Origin of the sequence: Pseudoduganella sp. R-34, from assembly GCF_049904655.1 — a bacterium.
Classification (GTDB): domain Bacteria; phylum Pseudomonadota; class Gammaproteobacteria; order Burkholderiales; family Burkholderiaceae_D; genus Rugamonas.
This window is the reverse complement of record NZ_CP184572.1, coordinates 1,245,457-1,264,269: the sequence shown is the minus strand read 5'-3', so window position 1 is coordinate 1,264,269 and position 18,813 is coordinate 1,245,457. Positions and strand designations below refer to the sequence as shown.

At 54.7% G+C, this 18,813-nt stretch carries 11 protein-coding genes, 2 rRNA genes and 1 pseudogene; 6 read left to right on the top strand and 8 right to left on the bottom strand.

The genetic code is table 11. The features are described 5' to 3' along the window. Positions 1 to 141: 141 nt before the first annotated feature. Positions 142 to 1,247 (top strand): IS3 family transposase gene (locus ACN9MW_RS05840; protein WP_426168522.1). Its coding sequence is split into 2 segments (ribosomal slippage): positions 142 to 394 and positions 394 to 1,247, totalling 1,107 coding nucleotides; the frame shifts between segments, so codons are not numbered across the junction. Positions 1,248 to 1,322: 75 nt separating this feature from the next. After that, complete coding sequence (locus ACN9MW_RS05835; protein WP_426168519.1) at positions 1,323 to 1,769, top strand: hypothetical protein; 447 nt, start codon at positions 1,323 to 1,325, stop codon at positions 1,767 to 1,769. A gap of 172 nt (positions 1,770 to 1,941) precedes the next feature. Here the strand turns inward: ACN9MW_RS05835 and ACN9MW_RS05830 are convergent, their stop codons facing one another. The 5 genes from ACN9MW_RS05830 to ACN9MW_RS05810 all read right to left on the bottom strand — a co-directional run bounded on the left by ACN9MW_RS05830 (position 1,942) and on the right by ACN9MW_RS05810 (position 8,994). Continuing rightward, positions 1,942 to 2,433, bottom strand: coding sequence for an HAD domain-containing protein (locus ACN9MW_RS05830; RefSeq protein WP_426168517.1), 492 nt, complete (start codon positions 2,431 to 2,433; stop codon positions 1,942 to 1,944). 361 nt (positions 2,434 to 2,794) lie between these two features. Next, positions 2,795 to 4,069 (bottom strand): hypothetical protein, encoded by a 1,275-nt coding sequence (locus ACN9MW_RS05825; RefSeq protein WP_426168514.1) that lies wholly within the window; start codon positions 4,067 to 4,069, stop codon positions 2,795 to 2,797. Then, entirely contained in the window at positions 4,062 to 4,433 is a 372-nt protein-coding gene (locus tag ACN9MW_RS05820; RefSeq protein WP_426168511.1) for a hypothetical protein, read from the bottom strand. Before ACN9MW_RS05820 ends, ACN9MW_RS05825 begins: the two co-directional genes overlap by 8 nt. Before the next feature lie 302 nt (positions 4,434 to 4,735). Then, on the bottom strand, positions 4,736 to 6,871 hold the full coding sequence (locus ACN9MW_RS05815; protein WP_426168508.1) for a hypothetical protein: 2,136 nt from the start codon (positions 6,869 to 6,871) through the stop codon (positions 4,736 to 4,738). A gap of 149 nt (positions 6,872 to 7,020) precedes the next feature. Further along, positions 7,021 to 8,994 (bottom strand): hypothetical protein, encoded by a 1,974-nt coding sequence (locus ACN9MW_RS05810; protein WP_426168506.1) that lies wholly within the window; start codon positions 8,992 to 8,994, stop codon positions 7,021 to 7,023. Between the two features lie 83 nt (positions 8,995 to 9,077). On the opposite strand from ACN9MW_RS05810, the pseudogene ACN9MW_RS05805 reads away from it, so the two are divergent. From ACN9MW_RS05805 to ACN9MW_RS05790, 4 genes and pseudogenes are all read left to right on the top strand, one after another. Continuing rightward, positions 9,078 to 10,403 (top strand): annotated as a pseudogene (locus ACN9MW_RS05805) (YifB family Mg chelatase-like AAA ATPase); the annotation flags it as partial. Positions 10,404 to 10,471: 68 nt separating this feature from the next. Then, positions 10,472 to 12,784 (top strand): TonB-dependent receptor domain-containing protein, encoded by a 2,313-nt coding sequence (locus ACN9MW_RS05800; protein WP_426168503.1) that lies wholly within the window; start codon positions 10,472 to 10,474, stop codon positions 12,782 to 12,784. Between the two features lie 29 nt (positions 12,785 to 12,813). Then, entirely contained in the window at positions 12,814 to 13,326 is a 513-nt protein-coding gene (locus tag ACN9MW_RS05795) for a hypothetical protein (protein WP_426168500.1), read from the top strand. 69 nt (positions 13,327 to 13,395) lie between these two features. Then, a complete protein-coding gene (locus tag ACN9MW_RS05790; protein ID WP_426168497.1) occupies positions 13,396 to 13,746 on the top strand; it encodes a DUF1840 domain-containing protein in 351 nt (116 codons plus the stop codon). Here the strand turns inward: ACN9MW_RS05790 and ACN9MW_RS05785 are convergent. From ACN9MW_RS05785 to ACN9MW_RS05775, 3 genes are all read right to left on the bottom strand, one after another. Beyond that, positions 13,743 to 15,503: a DUF885 domain-containing protein gene (locus ACN9MW_RS05785; protein WP_426168494.1), complete on the bottom strand. Its 1,761-nt coding sequence runs from the start codon at positions 15,501 to 15,503 to the stop codon at positions 13,743 to 13,745. The two genes, ACN9MW_RS05790 and ACN9MW_RS05785, sit on opposite strands and share 4 nt — an antisense overlap. Before the next feature lie 86 nt (positions 15,504 to 15,589). After that, a 5S ribosomal RNA gene (rrf, locus tag ACN9MW_RS05780) occupies positions 15,590 to 15,702 on the bottom strand. Positions 15,703 to 15,788: 86 nt separating this feature from the next. Further along, positions 15,789 to 18,660: ribosomal RNA gene (locus ACN9MW_RS05775) — 23S ribosomal RNA — on the bottom strand. Positions 18,661 to 18,813 lie beyond the last annotated feature (153 nt).

The following is an 18,813-nucleotide window of genomic DNA, read 5'->3' as shown; positions in this document are numbered from 1 at the left end:
CCATGAAGCTGGACATGCGTTTGTCGCCCACCAGTCCGAACATTGGAAAATCAATGATCCTGCGATCACATTTCCCCATTCTGACCTGCTCCCCTGAAATAGTACGGTGTTAATCTAGAGTCTGCCACATGGGAGGCAGGCATGAAAAAGCGCTTTACTGAAGAGCAAATCATTGGTGTGCTGAAAGAGGCAGAAGCTGGCGCCAAGGTCGCCGACCTCAGCCGGAAATACGGCATTGCCGAAGCGACCTTTTACAACTGGAAGACCAAGTTTGGCGGCATGACGGTCTCGGAGGCACAGCGGCTGAAGGAACTCGAGTCAGAAAATGTGAGGCTCAAGCACCTGTTGGCCGATGCCATGCTGGATAACGCGGCATTAAAGGACGTGGTCAGCCGAAAGTGGTAGGCCCGCAGGCTAAGCGGCTCGCCGTGGCGCATTTAATGACCATGCATGCGTTGGGCGTGACGCGAGCCTGCGGGCTGATCGGAATTTCCAGATCCTTGTTCCGGTATGCCGCAAAGCGCTCGGACGATGACGAATTGCTGGCGCGGCTGACCGAGCTGGCTGGCCAGAAGCGGCGCTATGGATACCGTCGCCTGCATGTGCTGCTGCGCCGAGAAGGATGGACGCTCAATTGGAAGCGTACCTACCGCGTGTACCACGCGGCAGGCCTGATGGTTCGGCGCAGGAAGCGCAAACGCATCGCCGGAGTCGAACGCACCGTCAGGGTGTTGGCTACGGGCGCTAATCAAAGCTGGTCGATGGACTTTGTGTCGGATGGCTTTGTCGATGGCAGGCGGTTGCGCTGCCTGAACATCGTGGATGACTTTACGAAGGAATGTTTGGCGATTGAAGTTGATACCTCGCTGCCAGGGTGGCGTGTCGCCTCTGTGCTGGAGCGTCTGGCGGAATCACGCGGCTTGCCAAGCTCTGTAACCGTCGACAATGGGCCTGAGTTTGCTGGAAAGACGTTGGATGCATGGGCCTACCAACACAGGCTACAGCTGAAATTCATTGCACCAGGAAAGCCCCAGCAAAATGCCTATGTCGAAAGCTTCAACGGGAAATTTCGGGATGAATGCCTGAACGAACATTGGTTCATATCGTTGCGGCATGCACGGCAGGTGATCGATGCCTGGCGCAAGGAATACAACGAGGAACGGCCACACAGCACGCTGAGAAATCTGACGCCAAAGCAGTTCGCTGATGCGTTATTAACCGCAGACTCCAGCTCGGCGCCGTACTAAATTGGGGAGCAGGTCAATTCCAGTACAGGGCACCTCGCTCGCGCCCATTTTGGCCCAAAGGTCAAGCTGCGGACCATGTCGAAGGAACAAGCCAGAGAATTTGTCAAGATCGGCTTTGCCGGAGTCCACAGTCAAAACCTAATCGGAGAGGCGACGCTACTTTCTGTTCTGAGCTCGCCCAGCGCTGGCTGTGAAGACGACTTCGCGGAAAGCACGAAGTATGCGGAGGAAGCGGGCATCGGACACGAAGTCGACGAATTAATTCAGCAGTCTCTCGACCTGGTAATTGGAAATTTCGAGACGATCGAAAGGCTCGCAGACGTGATCTACACTGCCATTGGAAATGTGCAACGCGCTGATTTGTTGAATGTGCTGGGTGATCCAAAGCCTGAGCGCACACCACCTCAAATTGATCCCAAGCCTGAGCTGACGCAGCCTCAACTTGATTCGCTGCCCGATCAGCCCGCGGGCTCCAAAGGAATACTCGCTTGGCTCAAATCAATCTTCAGCAAGAAAACGTAACCAGAAAAAATATCATCGACTCCCGTTCCAATGATATGTACTCACGCCACACTCCTGTAAGTCGTCATTCGGTGAGAGCACAGGACCAAACTGCACCGAATCTGCCAACACCGTTGGGTCCAATCCAGTCCACTTTCACAATGGGGCAAGAGATAGCGCGGCGGGACCTATTTCACTCCCACAATCGCCAGCCGCGAACTGTGCTGCGCTCATAACAAAAATGGGAGCCGGGTTTGGGGTTACCGATCATTGCCCTAAGCTGTAGGCACGCATTTTCGTCAAGGCCCGTCGCTGGATCGACAAAAAGAACCGCGCCCAATCCTGGCAGGTCGGGTCCAAAATTATCGAGATTGTCGTCGATCGCTATCCAGTCCTCGCCTGTTCTATGCTGGGCACAAAGCCAATCCCAACATTCTCGTTCGCGCTGGCGCAATCCCGCTTGGCTTTCGCTCGTAACCCCAACAAATCGTGCGTTCAAGTCATACGGGAAATGACTTGCCAACTGCGACAGTGTCTCCGTTTTTCGCCAAGCAGATGCAACGACAACATCGACATTAGTGTGCTCACGAAGGATTGCTGCGAAAAGCGGCACATGTCGTAGAAGATTGCTTTCCCCGGCACCATATTCATGAAGGACGCCATCGAAGTCAAGAAAGAGAACCACACCACTCCTTTCGAAAATTATTCATCGGATGGTACGTGAACATCAAAAAGCTTCCGCCGAATACATGTATGTCTACTCAGCTTAAATTAGTCTGATCTAAATCTATCGGTTTGCGTGAACTTTCGTGGGCTCGAAAACGTCAACGAATACGTGCCATTTCTTTTCGGGCGCGTCCTTGATGGTTTTCTTACAGATGACGTGGGAGACCACCCCCAATGTGAAGAAAGCCCACCAGAGGCAGGCTTTCGCATGCGGTTTTCCTACTAACGTAGGCCGACTAGAACCTGACAAAGCAGGGGAAGAGGAGCCTACAGACAATTGACATTAATCTTACGGATAGTCGGCTTAAAAAGTCAACCAGCTATCGAGTCGCGCGTTTCGCAAGCTTCATTTTCAGTTCCAATACCTGGCTCTTTAGTGCCTCGTTCTCAGCCCTGAGGTCACTCATCTCCGTCAATCGTTCGCTTGTAGCACATTTCTGTTTTGCGTGCGCACGTGCTTTACTGATGTATGGCTCGATCGATTGAGGGTTCGAATGCCCTAGCGCGATCGAAACAGATGCGGCAACAGATGCAGCACTCGTATCAAGCCCTTGCTCTACTCTACGGTCTAGTTCACGAATGATTTCATCATTTGCGTACTTTCTTCGAAGACTGTGAATGTTTGCACCATGCTCGCGCACACCTACATCATCCATCGCCTTTCCAAAAATTTGGGATATGGTCTGATCCCGCAATGGGCGCCCATTCTTAAACGAAAAGAACAGCCGTCCCTCCGTATTTTTTCCCCCCCATCCCTTACTCGCCATTGCCGGTTTAACGACAGAATCGATAAAGTCACACACTCGGTATGCTAGGTGCAAAGGAATTTCGAACTTGTTTTCATAGCCAAACTTTTGGGCAGGTGGTACGACGGCCCATGTCCCAACCGCGGCGTCAATTTGGTTGCGATCGAACTGGTCCGTCCGGAGGGAATTAATAGAGCCGCGGCGCATCCCTACCGTTTCGGCAAACTCCAACATGAGTATGTTTCGCTGGGCTATTTGATCTTCCCCAAGAAGGAAGACGTGCATGATTGCATCCACGTCATCGTCATTCGCAACGTACTTCGTTCGATGTCGTGATCCCTCTCCGACCAAACGGAAGACCTCTGGATACCGATCCCGGTCGCGAATGGTTCGTTTGCCTTGGGGAACTCCAAGCGCGGAACGAACGTTGCAACCACGAGGACCAATCAAAAGTGTCGCTTGCGATTCTACTTGTTGAAACCACCAAAGAAATTGATAGATGCGTCGAATTTTTGCATTAACAGTTCGCTTTGCGGCACGCTCACTCCTTGATCGGTTAGCCTTCTTCCTTACTCGAACTAATTCGCTTTCTCGAAATCGTGCAAGCGTATTATCGCTAACGTCCCCAATCTTCATATCTTGCGTCTCTAAGAACTCGAGGAAACGCTGTACATATGGAATCGCGTTATAAATTGTCTTTTGGCTTAAAGCGCATTTGTGAGACAAGTAGAGGCAATAGTCAATCAGCGGGTAGACCAAGGACGTACCCCTGTACGCCAGAAGGAGAAGATCGGTGCCAACTGTACGCCAACTTAATTCGATCTTCGCTTCGCTAACTTCGTTACTCACGACTGCCTCCTTTCGCGTTGCGAATGGGAGCCACTTTTGCCAACTGTCTAGTCAAATCTGAATTCGCTGCACGCAATTCTTGAATTGTTGCTGTCATGGAGCCAATAGCACGATGCGCTTCCTCCGAAATTAGCGCGTTCGCTTCTTTTAGCCTGATCAGTTCGGCACTCAACTCTTTCATGTTTTTGCGCTGCTCAAGCATCTCATGCTCAAGCAGCGCACGGCGCACCTCAGAGACCTCCAACTTCCGTGTTAACGTTTGGATACGAATCGGTTTCGCAGATCGGATCTGTTCTGCAGCACGCAATCGCAGCGCAGTTAACAATCGCTCTACAGTCTCCTGCATCGCCAGGTTCTTTCTCAAGGTCTGCGGGGCATTCTTTCGTATACTTCCGAGCTCTCCCAGAACAGAGTTTGTACTCCCATCCCACAGATTGAACTGGCGCAAAGTCCTAGGGTAGTAGTCCAGTAGGCGAGAGCCACTTTCGCTCGACAAGCTGTCTTGGGGTATGTGTGGAATACCCGATTCGATCCAAAGTTCCAAAATCGATATTTTTCGTCTAATGTTCGCATCGGCCGCCGCTGCGTTAACTAAAGACGCGTGTTGGTGAACATTCTCTGCCACCGCAGCGCTTATCCGAAGTACCCTTTTCCGCCCTTCCGAACTCATAAGCGCCTCTCGCCCAGCCGTTGTTCATGAAGCTCGATTAAACGCCGCAAATCGCGAACGGACCGCTCCGCATTTTTTTGCTCGACAGACTGAGGCCCTGCAGCGATTTCCAGGAGCCGCTGCAAATCGCTCTTGATATTCACCAAGTAGGATTCGTTCGAATAGTGATAGGCACATCGTGCACACATCGTTGGCGACGCCCTGCTGCGGTCCAGCCCAATTCCCCCCTTTACGTTACAGCGGGCCAAATGAATGCTACGTGTAGTCCCTGCCATGCATTGCCCATGCGGCATGCACAAGGGGCGATGCCCTCGATGACGTAAGATTGAAGAGATCTTAATGCTGGCTTCACGTAAGCTCGCCTCGTCAAATTTAATGGATGCGCTGAGCTTCGAATGAACGAATCGAACAAAGCGGGCGTAGCTACCTAAAGACGGTTCGCCCGCCAATAACGAAGATACTGTCTCGATGAGGAGTTCATCTGCAACCTCCCCAAGCTTTCTTTCAAAACTTCTCGCTTCCAGCGAAAGTGCATATTGCCTCTTCGCTTCGCCGTCCTTAAACGCGGCGGCTATGCTTGCAGCGTCAGCAACGAACCATGGATCAGTGACGTAAACGAACGTTGTTCCTAAGGAGTGATGGCGCATTTGAAATGACAACGCCTGTAACGTCGCGTTTGAGTAGCGATAATAGAAAATGAGTGCATAGGCTCTTCGAAACATGTGAGGTGTGATTTTCACTTTCTGCTCGCCTAATGCAAACTCAACAAACCTCCGGGCGTTACCTCTTGGTCGGTTTCCCTCGAAGTCGAACCAACATCGCTCAATCCGGATTCCCTCGATTCGACTAATCCGTCTGTAGGTAAAAAGGGAGCGTTCTCGAGCCGGCAGTGACGTAGGATCGCCTCGTCCCAACGCAACATCAACTTCATCAAAAAGTATCTGAATGCCTTCCAGCAGTTGCACAACGTCGCGCGTCGCTTTGTTCACATAAAATGATACGTAGTCGCAAACTGTCTTTTCTACATAAAACTCGCCTTCGAACAGTCCTAAGACTTCATCGACCATCTTCACGCATCCTTTATGGAGCCCGAATCGGCGATGCGATATCTCGTCCTTTCTGCGTGCATTCATCGTTGCAGCCAAGAAAAAGCAAGCGGACATTAGACTTAATATGAGTTCCCGCACCGATAGGGACTTGGCCGCAGTTCTAACAACATCGATACCCTTTACTGGCATAGGAAGATGCTGATCAAGCCATTGCCGCGACGAGGACCGTTGAAGTACGTCGTCGAGATCGTGCCCCAGAACTACACGCCCCTCTTCATGGGATTGAATGACGGCTTCACAGATTTCCCCCAACAGGATCACAATCTTCGGCCCATAGCTATATACCCACCGGAAACTCTCTGCAAATAGGCGAGCCGCTTGGTCAGCAGTGAGATTTGCAGTACGTCCACAAGGGCGCCCTAGCTTCTTTGCCGAAATGTGACCGTCTTCAAAAGGCAGAGCGCTTAGTCCAAGGCCGAATGGCAAGTCATAGGCATAATTCAAGACGGCAAACGTCTCCCGGAGCATGCTCGTGGAAGGTCGCTTAGGGACGATTGCGGCAAATACGTTACGAATTGAGGCCGCGTCCTTGATCTTAGAATCTAAACCTGGAGCTCCCTCTACCAACGCCTTGTGATAGATCTTTACCTCTTGGCCCTGCACATTCGTCCCCAATTGAGCTTGAAAAGTGGCAGTGCAGATGGACCCTTGATCTAGTCCGTTGGGCGGTCTCAGCAACATCGAGAAATCCGATTGAAATGTCTTCTCGTACGCCTCGAGCAGCCGGTCCTTAATTTTCAGAGCGTGTTGCCAGCCACCTTCCGCCAGTTCGGTTGCAAGGGACCTAAAGTCCTCTTTAGTCCAGGAAGATAGCTCAAACTTATCTTTCATCCACGCGAACTCCAGAAATTTCGCCAGGCTCGAGGCAACACTCTTAGCTCTCACATCGCGGGTCTTCTGCGTATTAGCGCTAGACCAATAGGCACTGACCGCAAGGACCATGCATGCGGCGAAGCGCGGCTGCTCTGTAATAGGTTGTGGCACGGGATAGACGCTATTCGCCGGCAACCAGAAGGATGACAAGTCTATCTCCGCGATGTTCGGCTCGTCCGAGCGTGCAGACAACCGAGGAAGACTTAGTATCCACTCTTCCGTTAGCCGAATGTCTGGATGAAGATTCGCTCTGATATTTTCTAACGAGAACTCGACATGCTGCGGCCTATATGGCGGCGTTATTCGCGCACTTTCTCTTCTCGATTCCATTCATCCCCCACACGATGTTCGATACCCTTCAATACATGCGAATACCTACTCTCTTTGATGAAGTCATACAAACCTAAGGAAAAAAGTATCCGTCCCAAGTGTATCGTTTCGAAGGCTTCGCGGTTTTCGTCAAACAAGCGCGCCCAGTTCACCAGGTAGTAACGACGGCGGCGTACCAACTCTTCTATTCTGTCCTCGTCAATCCAAATAAGACGATTCGGGCATCCGTCTCCTTCATGACAGCCTCTGCCGTCGCAAACGTCGCCTTCAAGGTAACTCATGAAAGGCGGCTGACCGGGGTTGCGACAGCTAGCGCCATCACCTATCGCCACTATCAGATCAGGATCTACGTGATCAGGGTTTGGGACGTTCTTCCAAGAGTCTTCCTGTTCTCTGAGCCGAAAGTGAACCGTCGCCTGCAATCTGCGTTGAAACTCTAGATTAATTGCTGAGTTGAGCCGACGAAATAGCTCTTGATTGTGATAGCGACCAGTGGTGCTGATCGTTGCGTGACCAGCAAGTTCCCGAACGCGATCCACGTTGTTAAATCTTAGTTGTTCAGTCAGAAGCACATGTGGGCGAATTTGGTCGAACGAGAATTTGGGTAGCGAATGACGGCTAATGAAGACCGCTAACGCATGCTGAAAACCAATGAACTGCTGCTTCATGTTTCCCTTGTTCGAGTAGGAGAACCAAAGCATCCGTTCATCAGGCTCAATGACTCCTAATCGCCTCAGCTGACGGTTGTTCCAAATCAGCAGTTCCAACGCATAAGCCGCAAATGGCTGGGTGGAATCCAGAACGATCTCGGGAGTATCGTCGTCAGTTTTGGATTTAAAGCCTTTGATTGAAACTTGCTCAAATATATGGGCTGATCCTGCCGAAAACTTGATATCGTCAACCGTCATATTTACTAACGAATGAGCATTCCATCCGGTATAGCAAAGCAGAAGAACGAAGGCTGCAATTAGCTCACAGGAGTTCATTCTTTGAGGAAGAAATAGGACTTGGTAAGGGCGTGTTCCGGCAAGCCTCTGACTAGTCAAACCAAGCTCAATCGACAACAGTCTTCGAACGTTGGGGAATCTGCCGGTATGGCATCCTTGCTGCTGTGAATTGGCTTTCGCTAAGTTTTCCTTTTCGACCGCTTGGCAATACAGGGCTAACTGAAGATGAGCAGGCAATTTCGAGTATTCGATCATTGCCCACTTAGCGCCCACATGCCGAACATGTTCACAAAGCTGTATCTGCGACGACCGAAAGGTCTCTTGTGCAAGAGTATGGACCGTCTTTCTAATCGTCTCCCAGTACAGTAGTTCTTTTCTGCACGCTTCAATTACTTTTTGCAGGTCAATTTCCAGCCTCGCCAGGGAATTTCGATATAGTTCTTTGATCGTTTTGTGGGGCATTGCCGCGAGTGGCATTTGCAGCTCGTGATCTTCTCCATTCAAACCAGGTGCGTCGCTAATCACCCGCCTCGGCAAAGAGGATATGTACATGCGTGTTCGAAAGCGCAGTGTCTTGCGCGTAATCACGTCAGCAACGTCCAATAAAGGAATTAGGTCAAGTACGTATTTCCTGAAGTAAGTTCCTATTCGCTCCTTAACCGAACGCGGTCGCTCAGAATTAATCAGAGCGTTCTCGAACAATAAGAAAATTCTTCGTATTTCCAAACGTCCCACTTGCTCAGGTCGAAGATTGAGCAGCTCTGTTGCAGCGTCAGTCGCGACAAGCAAGTTAAGCCCATCTCGAAACGAGATGACATCGGCGGTTGGCTCCGGCTTCTGCCTTGTTCGAATTTCCAAAGCATTCAAAAGCAGACACATCCATCCCGTCTGAGTAAGTCCCGAGGCCTCGATAGAAACCCGACGGTAGTATGTTCTCGTGCGTATTGTTGCGTGCGTTTCGATTTCGAAAACACGGGCCACTGTTACCTTACTCATGACAGGTATCCTCATGCGCAATTGACTCTATCGGTACATCACGAAGCCACTGTTCTCACCACTGGAATAATACATTTACCTCGACCGTCAACCTGGCCCCGGCCGACCTGCCTAAGGAATCGGGGCGTTTTGATTTGCCGATCGCCATCGGCATTCTCGCCGCCTCCGGCCAGATTCCTTCTTCCTCGCTGGAACAATTCGAATTTGCCGGCGAACTGTCGCTGACCGGAGAACTGCGCCCGATTCGCGGCGCCCTGGCGATGACATATGCCATGCAGCGCTCCGCCGGCGGCTCCGGCCGCGGCTTCATTCTTCCTCTCGCCAATGCCGACGAAGCCGCGCTGGTTGCAGGCGCGCGCATCTACCCTGCCGCCACCTTGCTGCAGGTATGCGCCCACTTCGGCCTCGACCCCGATGGCAGCTTTGCCCTCCCCCGCCACGTGGCGCAGCCCTTGCCGCTGCCGCCATCGATTCCGGATTTTGCCGACGTCAAGGGACAGATCTTCGCCAAGCGCGCAATGGAAGTGGCTGCTGCCGGGCGCCACTCGGTGTTGCTGGTCGGCCCGCCCGGTGCCGGCAAGACCATGCTGGCCACCCGCTTTGCCGGCCTGCTGCCTTTGATGACCGACGACGAAGCGCTGGAAGCCGCCGCCGTGCAATCCCTGATCAGCGGCTTCACCGTCGAAGGCTGGAAAGTGCGCCCCTTCCGCGCGCCGCACCATACCTCGTCCGGCGCGGCCCTGGTCGGAGGCGGCAGCGTGCCCCGGCCGGGCGAAATCTCGCTCGCGCACTGCGGCGTTCTCTTTCTTGACGAACTGCCCGAATTCGATCGCCGTGTGCTGGAAGTCCTGCGCGAACCACTCGAGTCGGGCCGTGTCACGATCGCCCGCGCCACGCGGCACGCCGACTTCCCCGCCCGCTTTCAGCTAATCGCCGCCATGAATCCCTGTCCCTGCGGCTACCTCGGTCACCCTGCCGGTTTATGCCAATGCACTCCCGACCAGATCCTGCGCTACCAAAGCCGCGTATCGGGGCCCCTGCTTGACCGCATCGACATGCAGATCGAAGTCGGCCCCGTACCACCTGACATCCTGCAAGCGGACGCAGTGGGTGAGCTATCAGAAACGATTGCCGCCCGGGTGCACGCGGCCTTCGAGCGCCAGATCGCCCGCCAGGGCAAAACCAACCAGCAACTCACGCCACGGGAAATCGACCGTTTCTGCAAGCCGGATTCCAGCGGCCAGGCTGTGCTGCGAGCGGCCATGCACAAGCTGCACTGGTCGGCCCGCGCCTATCACCGCGTATTGCGTGTGGCCCGCACCGTGGCCGACCTGGACGGGCAGAAGCAGATCGGCGGCAAGCATGTCTCCGAAGCGATCAACTTGCGCCGCGCCCTTCGGCAACTCTAAGTTTCAAATGTAATTCCACGTAAATGCGTGGTTTTAGCGGCGGTTTCTTCGCTAGAATTGCCGCCACCATGACTACCCAATATCGTTACTCGCGCTACTGCGCCGGTCCTCTCCTGATCCTTCTGTGCTGCGGCAGCGCCGCTGCCCAGGCCCAGACCTCCCAGCCAGCCAAGGCCGACGCCGCGCCAGCAACCGTAAGAAAGGAAGTCCCGCCTGATGCAGGCAATATCGCCAGCGTGACGGTGGCCGCCGAGCGCCCGACCAACCGCATCGACCGCCAGGTCTACGATGTGAAATCCGACGCCTCGGCCAGCAACGGCTCCGCAGCCGATGCGCTGAACAACGTTCCATCCGTGAACGTCGACCCGGATGGCTCGCTGACCCTGCGCGGCAGCAGCAATGTGCAGGTCTACGTCGACGGCAAGCCATCGGCCATGCTGCAGGGCGATAACCGCGGCCCGGCGCTGCAGTCGATTCCGGCCGAAGACCTGGAATCGGTGGAAGTGATCAACAACCCCGGCGCGCAGTTCGGCAACGAAGGCGGCGGCGGCCCGATCATCAACCTGGTCATGAAACGCTCCCGCAAGCCCGGCGGCTTTGGCGTGGCCAACGCCAACTACGGCACGGCTGGCCGCTACAACAGTGCGCTGTCCGGCACCTACAACGAAGGCTTGTGGGGCTTCCAGGGCGGCATCAACGTGCGCCATGACGGCCGCAACTCCGTTGGCGAAACGGTGCGAGACCGCATCGACCCGCGCACCGGTGCGCTGTCGCACAGTGAGCAGCAATCGCAGTCAAACGGACTGAATGACAATGCAGGCCTGAACGGCGGCGTCACCTACAATCTGGGCGCCAACGATACGCTCGGTGCCCAGGTCGCATACTCCCATCGCACCAATGATGCGCGCGCGGCCGACACTTATCTGTCGGCCGATCCCGACGGCGCCATCACCGACAACTACCTGCGCAGCACCGTGCGCGAAGGCGAGAGCAAAAACTACTCGTGGAATGCGCGCTGGGACCACAAAGGCGATGCGCCGGGCGAGAGCTTCAAGATGGACTTGCGCGTGTCGACCGCCACCAACGATTCCGACAACACCTACCGCAACACCTACTTCGTACGTCCGCCCGTCGGCAGCCAGTCCGACAGCGCGCAGAAGAACCGCAACAGGAACGAGATCATCGATTTCACCGGCGACTACGAAGCCAGCCTGTTCGGCGGCGTGACCAAGCTTGGCTACAAGATCGTCCAGAACCGCAACGATTCAAGCATCGATTACACCAACATCGACCCGATCACGCAGGAAGGCTCGCCTAACGCCTTGCGCAGCAATGCCTTCGATATGAAGGAAACCATCTACGCCGCCTATGGTTCCTACCAGATGCGCCTCAACGAGCAATGGGGGCTGATGGCCGGCCTGCGCGCCGAACATACCGAAATGGAGATTGACCAGCTCACCAGCCAGGTCGTCGCCGGCAACAGCTACACCAACCTGATCCCGAGCTTCTTCGCCACCTACAAGATGAGCGAAAACTCGCAAATGCGCTTCGCCTACGCGCATCGCCTGCGCCGCCCGAATGCGCAGGACTTGAATCCTTTCGTGGTCTACCGCGATGAACTGAACGTCTCTTCCGGCAACCCTAAGCTGAAGCCAGCCCAAACCGATTCCTTCGAACTCGGTTACGAGACCCGCATGTTCGGCCTGGAGACCAACCTGCGCGGCTACTACCGCGACGAGACCGATTCCATCCTGGACCGCAAATACTTCATCAGCGACACGGTGCTGCTGACCACCCGCGAAAATGCCGGCAGTACCCGCTCGGGCGGAATGGAATTCACGCTGACCGGCAAGCTTTTGCCAACGCTTACCTTGAACCTGAGCGGCAACGTAGCGCGCTTCGAACAGAGCGTGTTCGAAATGAATGGCGACCAGACCAAACGCACGGCCTCCTCGCTGAGCGGCCGCCTGCGCCTGAACTGGCAAGCGACCAGCACCGACATGCTGCAGGCGGCAGTGCAGGCGCAAGGCAAGATGCTGACTGGCCAGGGCTACCGCGAGCCGAACACCACGCTGAACCTGACCTGGCGCCACGCCATCACGCCGCAACTGGCCCTGATGGTCAATGCCACCGACGTCTTCAACAGCAACAAGATGTCGACCGTCACGGACACCTATGCACTGCGCGAACGCTCGCTGCGCGAGTTCGACGGTCGCATCATCTACGTCGGCCTGTCCTACCGTTTCGGCAGCTCGCCCGGGCCACGTCGCGAAGGAGGCCCAGACCACGAGCCAGGCGGCATGCGCGGGCCAGGCGGGCCAGGCATGGGGCCTCCACCTGGCGGCGGCATGGGTCCGGGCATGGGTCCCGGCGGAGTGTGAGCGGCGCGCGAGGTGCTAACATTCGGCTTATGAAGAAACTCACCCTGGACAAAGCCCTCGCAGCCCTGCTCGCTGCAGGCACGCTCGCAGCCTGCAGCCCAAAATTCGACTGGCGCGATTTCCGTAGCACCGACGCGCCATACACCGTCATGTTGCCCGGCAAAGCCGCCACCTACACCCGCACCGTCAACCTCGATGGCCAGGAAGTGAAGATGACCATGTCCGCAGCGGAAGTCGAAGGCACCATGTTTGCCGTCGGCACCGCTGAGCTACCGGACGCAGCCAAGGCCGCGCAGGCCGTGCAGGCGATGAGGCTTGCCATGGTGCGCAATATCGGCGGTACTATTACCAAGGAAAGCACCAGGGACGGTGCATTTGAAGTGGAAGCACGCGGCGCCGCGCCCAATGGCGCCCCGCTGGCCATGCATGGCCGCTTCCTGGCGAAGGATAAACGCGTATATCAGGTCGTCATTCTGGGGAACCAGAAACATTTTGATGCGGATACGGTTGATACATTCTTGAGTTCGTTTAAATTGTATTAAGTAGCACGACGCGCGCGACTGCACTCGTGCTATCGTATTAGCACATCAACAAACTAAGGGAAGCGCGCCATGTTGATCAAATTTAAATCCATTTCGTCGCCGGAAGTCATGATGGCTCACGAGCATGTCGAACGCATCATGGACCTGCTGAAAAAGAGCCCCACCCGGGGCGTCATCACGGCAGCGGAAGCTTCCCAGGCGCTGCAACTGCTCGAGAAGGAAGTTGCGCTCAGCAAGCTGCATCCGGAAGTCGATTCCGAACATGCCGCCCATATGCCCAGCCATGCGCTGCCGGAAGATGATGCCGATGCGGCATATGCGGAATCGCAGAAGGTTGGCTTTGCGCAGCGCGCCTTCCCCCTGCTGGAAATGCTGCGTGCCGCCCAGACGGGCGGACACGATATCGTTTGGGGCGTTTAACGCTGGGATTGGACGAAGTCTTCCATCACCGCCTTGCGCAGCAGCACAGGCGGCAACATCCCCTGGGCCAGCACGAAGTCATTGAAGGCCTTGCGATTGAACTTCTGTCGCAAGACCACTTCGGCAGCCTGGCGGGTTTCCATCAGGCGCTGGTAGCCATAGAAGTACGAAGTCGCCTGACCCGGCGCGCGGAAGGTATAGCGTTGCATTTCCTGCGTTGCCATGCCTTCCGACAGCCCAACTTCATCGACCAGGAACGATTTCACGCCTTCTGGCGTGATCTCCCCCAGGTTGACCATCGGATCCAGGAACGCACGAGCCGCACGCATCATGCGGTGCTGCAGGGCGAATAGCTGGCCATCGAGCGGCTCGTAAGGCTGCATTTCCGCTTCGGCATAGAGTGCCCAGCCTTCCACGTTCACGCTATTGAAGGCGAAGACGCCGCGCGCGGTCGACACGCCCATTTCGATCATCTTCGCGAACTGCAGCTCGTGGCCTGGACGTGCTTCGTGCGCGGTCAGGGTCCAGCTACCGGCCTGGTGGGTGAAGTCATCGAAGGCCAGCTTCTTGCCGCTCGCATCAGGCGGCATGCCGGTGGTCAGCACGAACTCACCGTACTCGCCGGTGTTGCCGATCAGGCGCGGTGGGCTCATGTGTGGCGCAGGCTGCTGTGCGTTCTCCGCCTCGCTCGCCAGGCGGATCACCGCCTTGCGGTCCGGCAGGGTGACAATGCCTTGCTCACGCACGGCAGATTCGATCTGCGACAGGCGCTCGCCATATAGTGGCATCACCTGTTCCACCGGGATCTGCTGTTTTTTCAACTCGCGCATGACGACGCGGTAGTCTGCGTCCGGCAGCTTGCGCTCCTTGGCGATCAGGCTGGCAGTGATCGCCATCTGGTTGCGAATTTCCGCAAACGACGTCAAGGCCTTCGCAATCAGTTCTTTGGGAGCGATATCTACGCCGAACTGGTGCAAATTATCCGCATAGACTTCCGCCGGCAGACGATGGTCGGCACGTGCCTTCGGCAGGATCTGGTCCTTGATCTTGGCGTTGTATGCAGTCAGTTGCGATTCGATCGCGGCAAATGCCGGCTCCCAGCCCTTCAATTCGCTCTTGCTGAGCAATTCCTTCATGCCCTTGATCAGGGCTGGCGCAGCACTCAGTGCCTGCTCCACTTCGCCTTTGTACGGGCCAAGCAGGTTCTTGTCGGCTTTCTGGCGTTCCAGGTAGCGCTCATAGGCGAGCTCGGTAATCGGTCGGTAGCCCTTGGTGATGCCGGCGTATTTTTGCATGCGCACCAGGAGGGTTTTCTGGCGTTCTTTCGGGATGCGCGGGTCCAGCGTCTGCCGCATCACGCCAAACATCAGCTGGGTCACGTCGGTGAATGGGAGCAGGTATTTGCGGTTCACTGCGGCCGAGCGCAGCTGGTCTTCTGCGGCGCCGATCAGGATTTCCAGGTCTTGCCTGACTTTAGGGTCCTTCTCAGCCTTCAATCGATTTTGAAGTTCGGCGACGACAGCGCGCGTATCCCTGGCGGTGGCTTCGAACAGGTCGCGCGACATGTCGGTGATCTGCTCGTCATAGCCATCGACGCCGAGGCTGCTGGCGCTTTCGGGAGAGTACTTGGCTTGCAGGTTCAGCAGCAGTTTGGCGTTCTCATTGCTCTTGGTAACCCAAGCCGGCTCGGTCGCCGCGGAGACGTGCAGGGAAAGCAGGGCCAGGGTAAGGCCGCTGAGGAGTTTCGTAATCGGCATCGTTATTCCTTTATAAAGAATTGCGTGCCGTATCATAATGCAAAAAGCCCGCCGGCATTCATGCCTGGCGGGCTTTTCTAATAAGAGCCTGACGATAACCTACTTTCACACTGGTTGCAGCACTATCATCGGCGCAGAGTCGTTTCACGGTCCTGTTCGGGATGGGAAGGGGTGGGACCGACTTGCTATGGTCATCAGGCATGACTTGTCAACAATCCGGGAAGAAGTAAAAGTGGGGGTAGTGTTCTCAAACACGGGTAAGTGCTACATAACCGTCAAGGTTATAGGGACAAGCCGTACGGGCAATTAGTATCAGTTAGCTTAATGCATTACTGCACTTCCACACCTGACCTATCAACGTCCTGGTCTCGAACGACCCTTCAAGGAGCTCAAGGCTCCGGGAAATCTCATCTTAAGGCAAGTTTCCCGCTTAGATGCTTTCAGCGGTTATCTCTTCCGAACTTAGCTACCCGGCAATGCCACTGGCGTGACAACCGGTACACCAGAGGTTCGTCCACTCCGGTCCTCTCGTACTAGGAGCAGCCCCCTTCAAATTTCCAACGCCCACGGCAGATAGGGACCAAACTGTCTCACGACGTTTTAAACCCAGCTCACGTACCACTTTAAATGGCGAACAGCCATACCCTTGGGACCGGCTACAGCCCCAGGATGTGATGAGCCGACATCGAGGTGCCAAACTCCCCCGTCGATATGAACTCTTGGGAGGAATCAGCCTGTTATCCCCAGAGTACCTTTTATCCGTTGAGCGATGGCCCTTCCATACAGAACCACCGGATCACTATGTCCTACTTTCGTACCTGCTCGACTTGTCGGTCTCGCAGTTAAGCACGCTTATGCCATTGCACTATTAGCACGATGTCCGACCGTACCTAGCGTACCTTCGAACTCCTCCGTTACCGTTTGGGAGGAGACCGCCCCAGTCAAACTGCCTACCATGCACTGTCCCCGATCCGGATCACGGACCAAGGTTAGAACCTCAAACAAACCAGGGTGGTATTTCAAGGATGGCTCCATAGGAACTGGCGTCCCTACTTCAAAGCCTCCCACCTATCCTACACAGATTGGTTCAAAGTCCAATGCAAAGCTACAGTAAAGGTTCATGGGGTCTTTCCGTCTAGCCGCGGGTAGATTGCATCATCACAAACACTTCAACTTCGCTGAGTCTCGGGAGGAGACAGTGTGGCCATCGTTACGCCATTCGTGCAGGTCGGAACTTACCCGACAAGGAATTTCGCTACCTTAGGACCGTTATAGTTACGGCCGCCGTTTACTGGGACTTCAATCAAGAGCTTGCACCCCATCATTTAATCTTCCAGCACCGGGCAGGCGTCACACCCTATACGTCCACTTTCGTGTTTGCAGAGTGCTGTGTTTTTATTAAACAGTCGCAGCCACCAGTTTATTGCAACCTTTTCGCCCTTCCACAGTAAAGTGGTCAAGCTACCGAGGCGTACCTTATCCCGAAGTTACGGTACCAATTTGCCGAGTTCCTTCTCCCGAGTTCTCTCAAGCGCCTTAGAATACTCATCTCGCCCACCTGTGTCGGTTTGCGGTACGGTCTCGTATGACTGAAGCTTAGAGGCTTTTCTTGGAACCACTTCCGATTGCTTCGCGAGCAAGCTCGCTCGTCCCAGTCCCTTGAATTACGCGCCCGGATTTGCCTAAGCGCCTTCTATGAACCAGGAACTGCCTATTCCAACAGGCAGACAACCTTCCGCGATCCGTCCCCCCATCGCATCATACGACGGTGCAGGAATATTAACCTGCTTCCCATCAGCTACGCATCTCTGCCTCGCCTTAGGGGCCGACTCACCCTGCTCCGATGAACGTTGAACAGGAAACCTTGGGCTTACGGCGTGCGGGCTTTTCACCCGCATTATCGCTACTCATGTCAGCATTCGCACTTCTGATACCTCCAGCATCCTTTACAAGACACCTTCGCAGGCTTACAGAACGCTCTCCTACCATATCCTTGCGGATATCCGCAGCTTCGGTGACTGGCTTAGCCCCGTTACATCTTCCGCGCAGGACGACTCGATCAGTGAGCTATTACGCTTTCTTTAAATGATGGCTGCTTCTAAGCCAACATCCTGACTGTTTTAGCCTTCCCACTTCGTTTTCCACTTAGCCAATCTTTGGGACCTTAGCTGGCGGTCTGGGTTGTTTCCCTCTTGACACCGGACGTTAGCACCCGATGTCTGTCTCCCAAGCTCGCACTCAACGGTATTCGGAGTTTGCAATGGTTTGGTAAGTCGCGATGACCCCCTAGCCATAACAGTGCTCTACCCCCGTCGGTGATACTTGAGGCACTACCTAAATAGTTTTCGGAGAGAACCAGCTATTTCCAAGTTTGTTTAGCCTTTCACCCCTATCCACAGCTCATCCCCTAATTTTTCAACATTAGTGGGTTCGGTCCTCCAGTGCGTGTTACCGCACCTTCAACCTGGCCATGGATAGATCACTTGGTTTCGGGTCTACACCCAGCGACTGGCGCCCTGTTCGGACTCGATTTCTCTACGGCTCCCCTATCTGGTTAACCTCGCCACTGAATGTAAGTCGCTGACCCATTATACAAAAGGTACGCCGTCACCCCTTACGAGGCTCCGACTGTTTGTATGCACACGGTTTCAGGATCTATTTCACTCCCCTCCCGGGGTTCTTTTCGCCTTTCCCTCACGGTACTGGTTCACTATCGGTCGATTACGAGTATTTAGCCTTGGAGGATGGTCCCCCCATGTTCAGACAGGATTTCTCGTGTCCCGCCCTACTTGTCGTACGCTTAGTACCACCGCTCTGATTTCGTGTACGGGGCTATCACCCGCTATGGCTCCTATTTCCAGAGGATTCCACTATCAGAACGACTATCACGTACAGGCTCTTCCCATTTCGCTCGCCACTACTTTGGGAATCTCGGTTGATTTCTTTTCCTGCAGCTACTTAGATGTTTCAGTTCGCCGCGTTCGCTTCACACACCTATGTATTCAGTGAGTGATGACCTATAAGGCCGGGTTTCCCCATTCGGAAATCTTCGGATCAAAGCTTGTTTGTCAGCTCCCCGAAGCTTATCGCAGACTTCTACGTCCTTCATCGCCTGTAATCGCCAAGGCATCCGCCATGTGCACTTATTCACTTGTCCCTATAACCTTGACGGCTACAGGTTCAAGCACTTACTACTGTGTTTGATGAGTTTTACTACTACCCTAAGTAATATCTTTCGATATCGCTTAATAAAACTTTTACTTCTTCCAGATTGTTAAAGAACGTTACTACTCAAACCTAAACCCGAAGG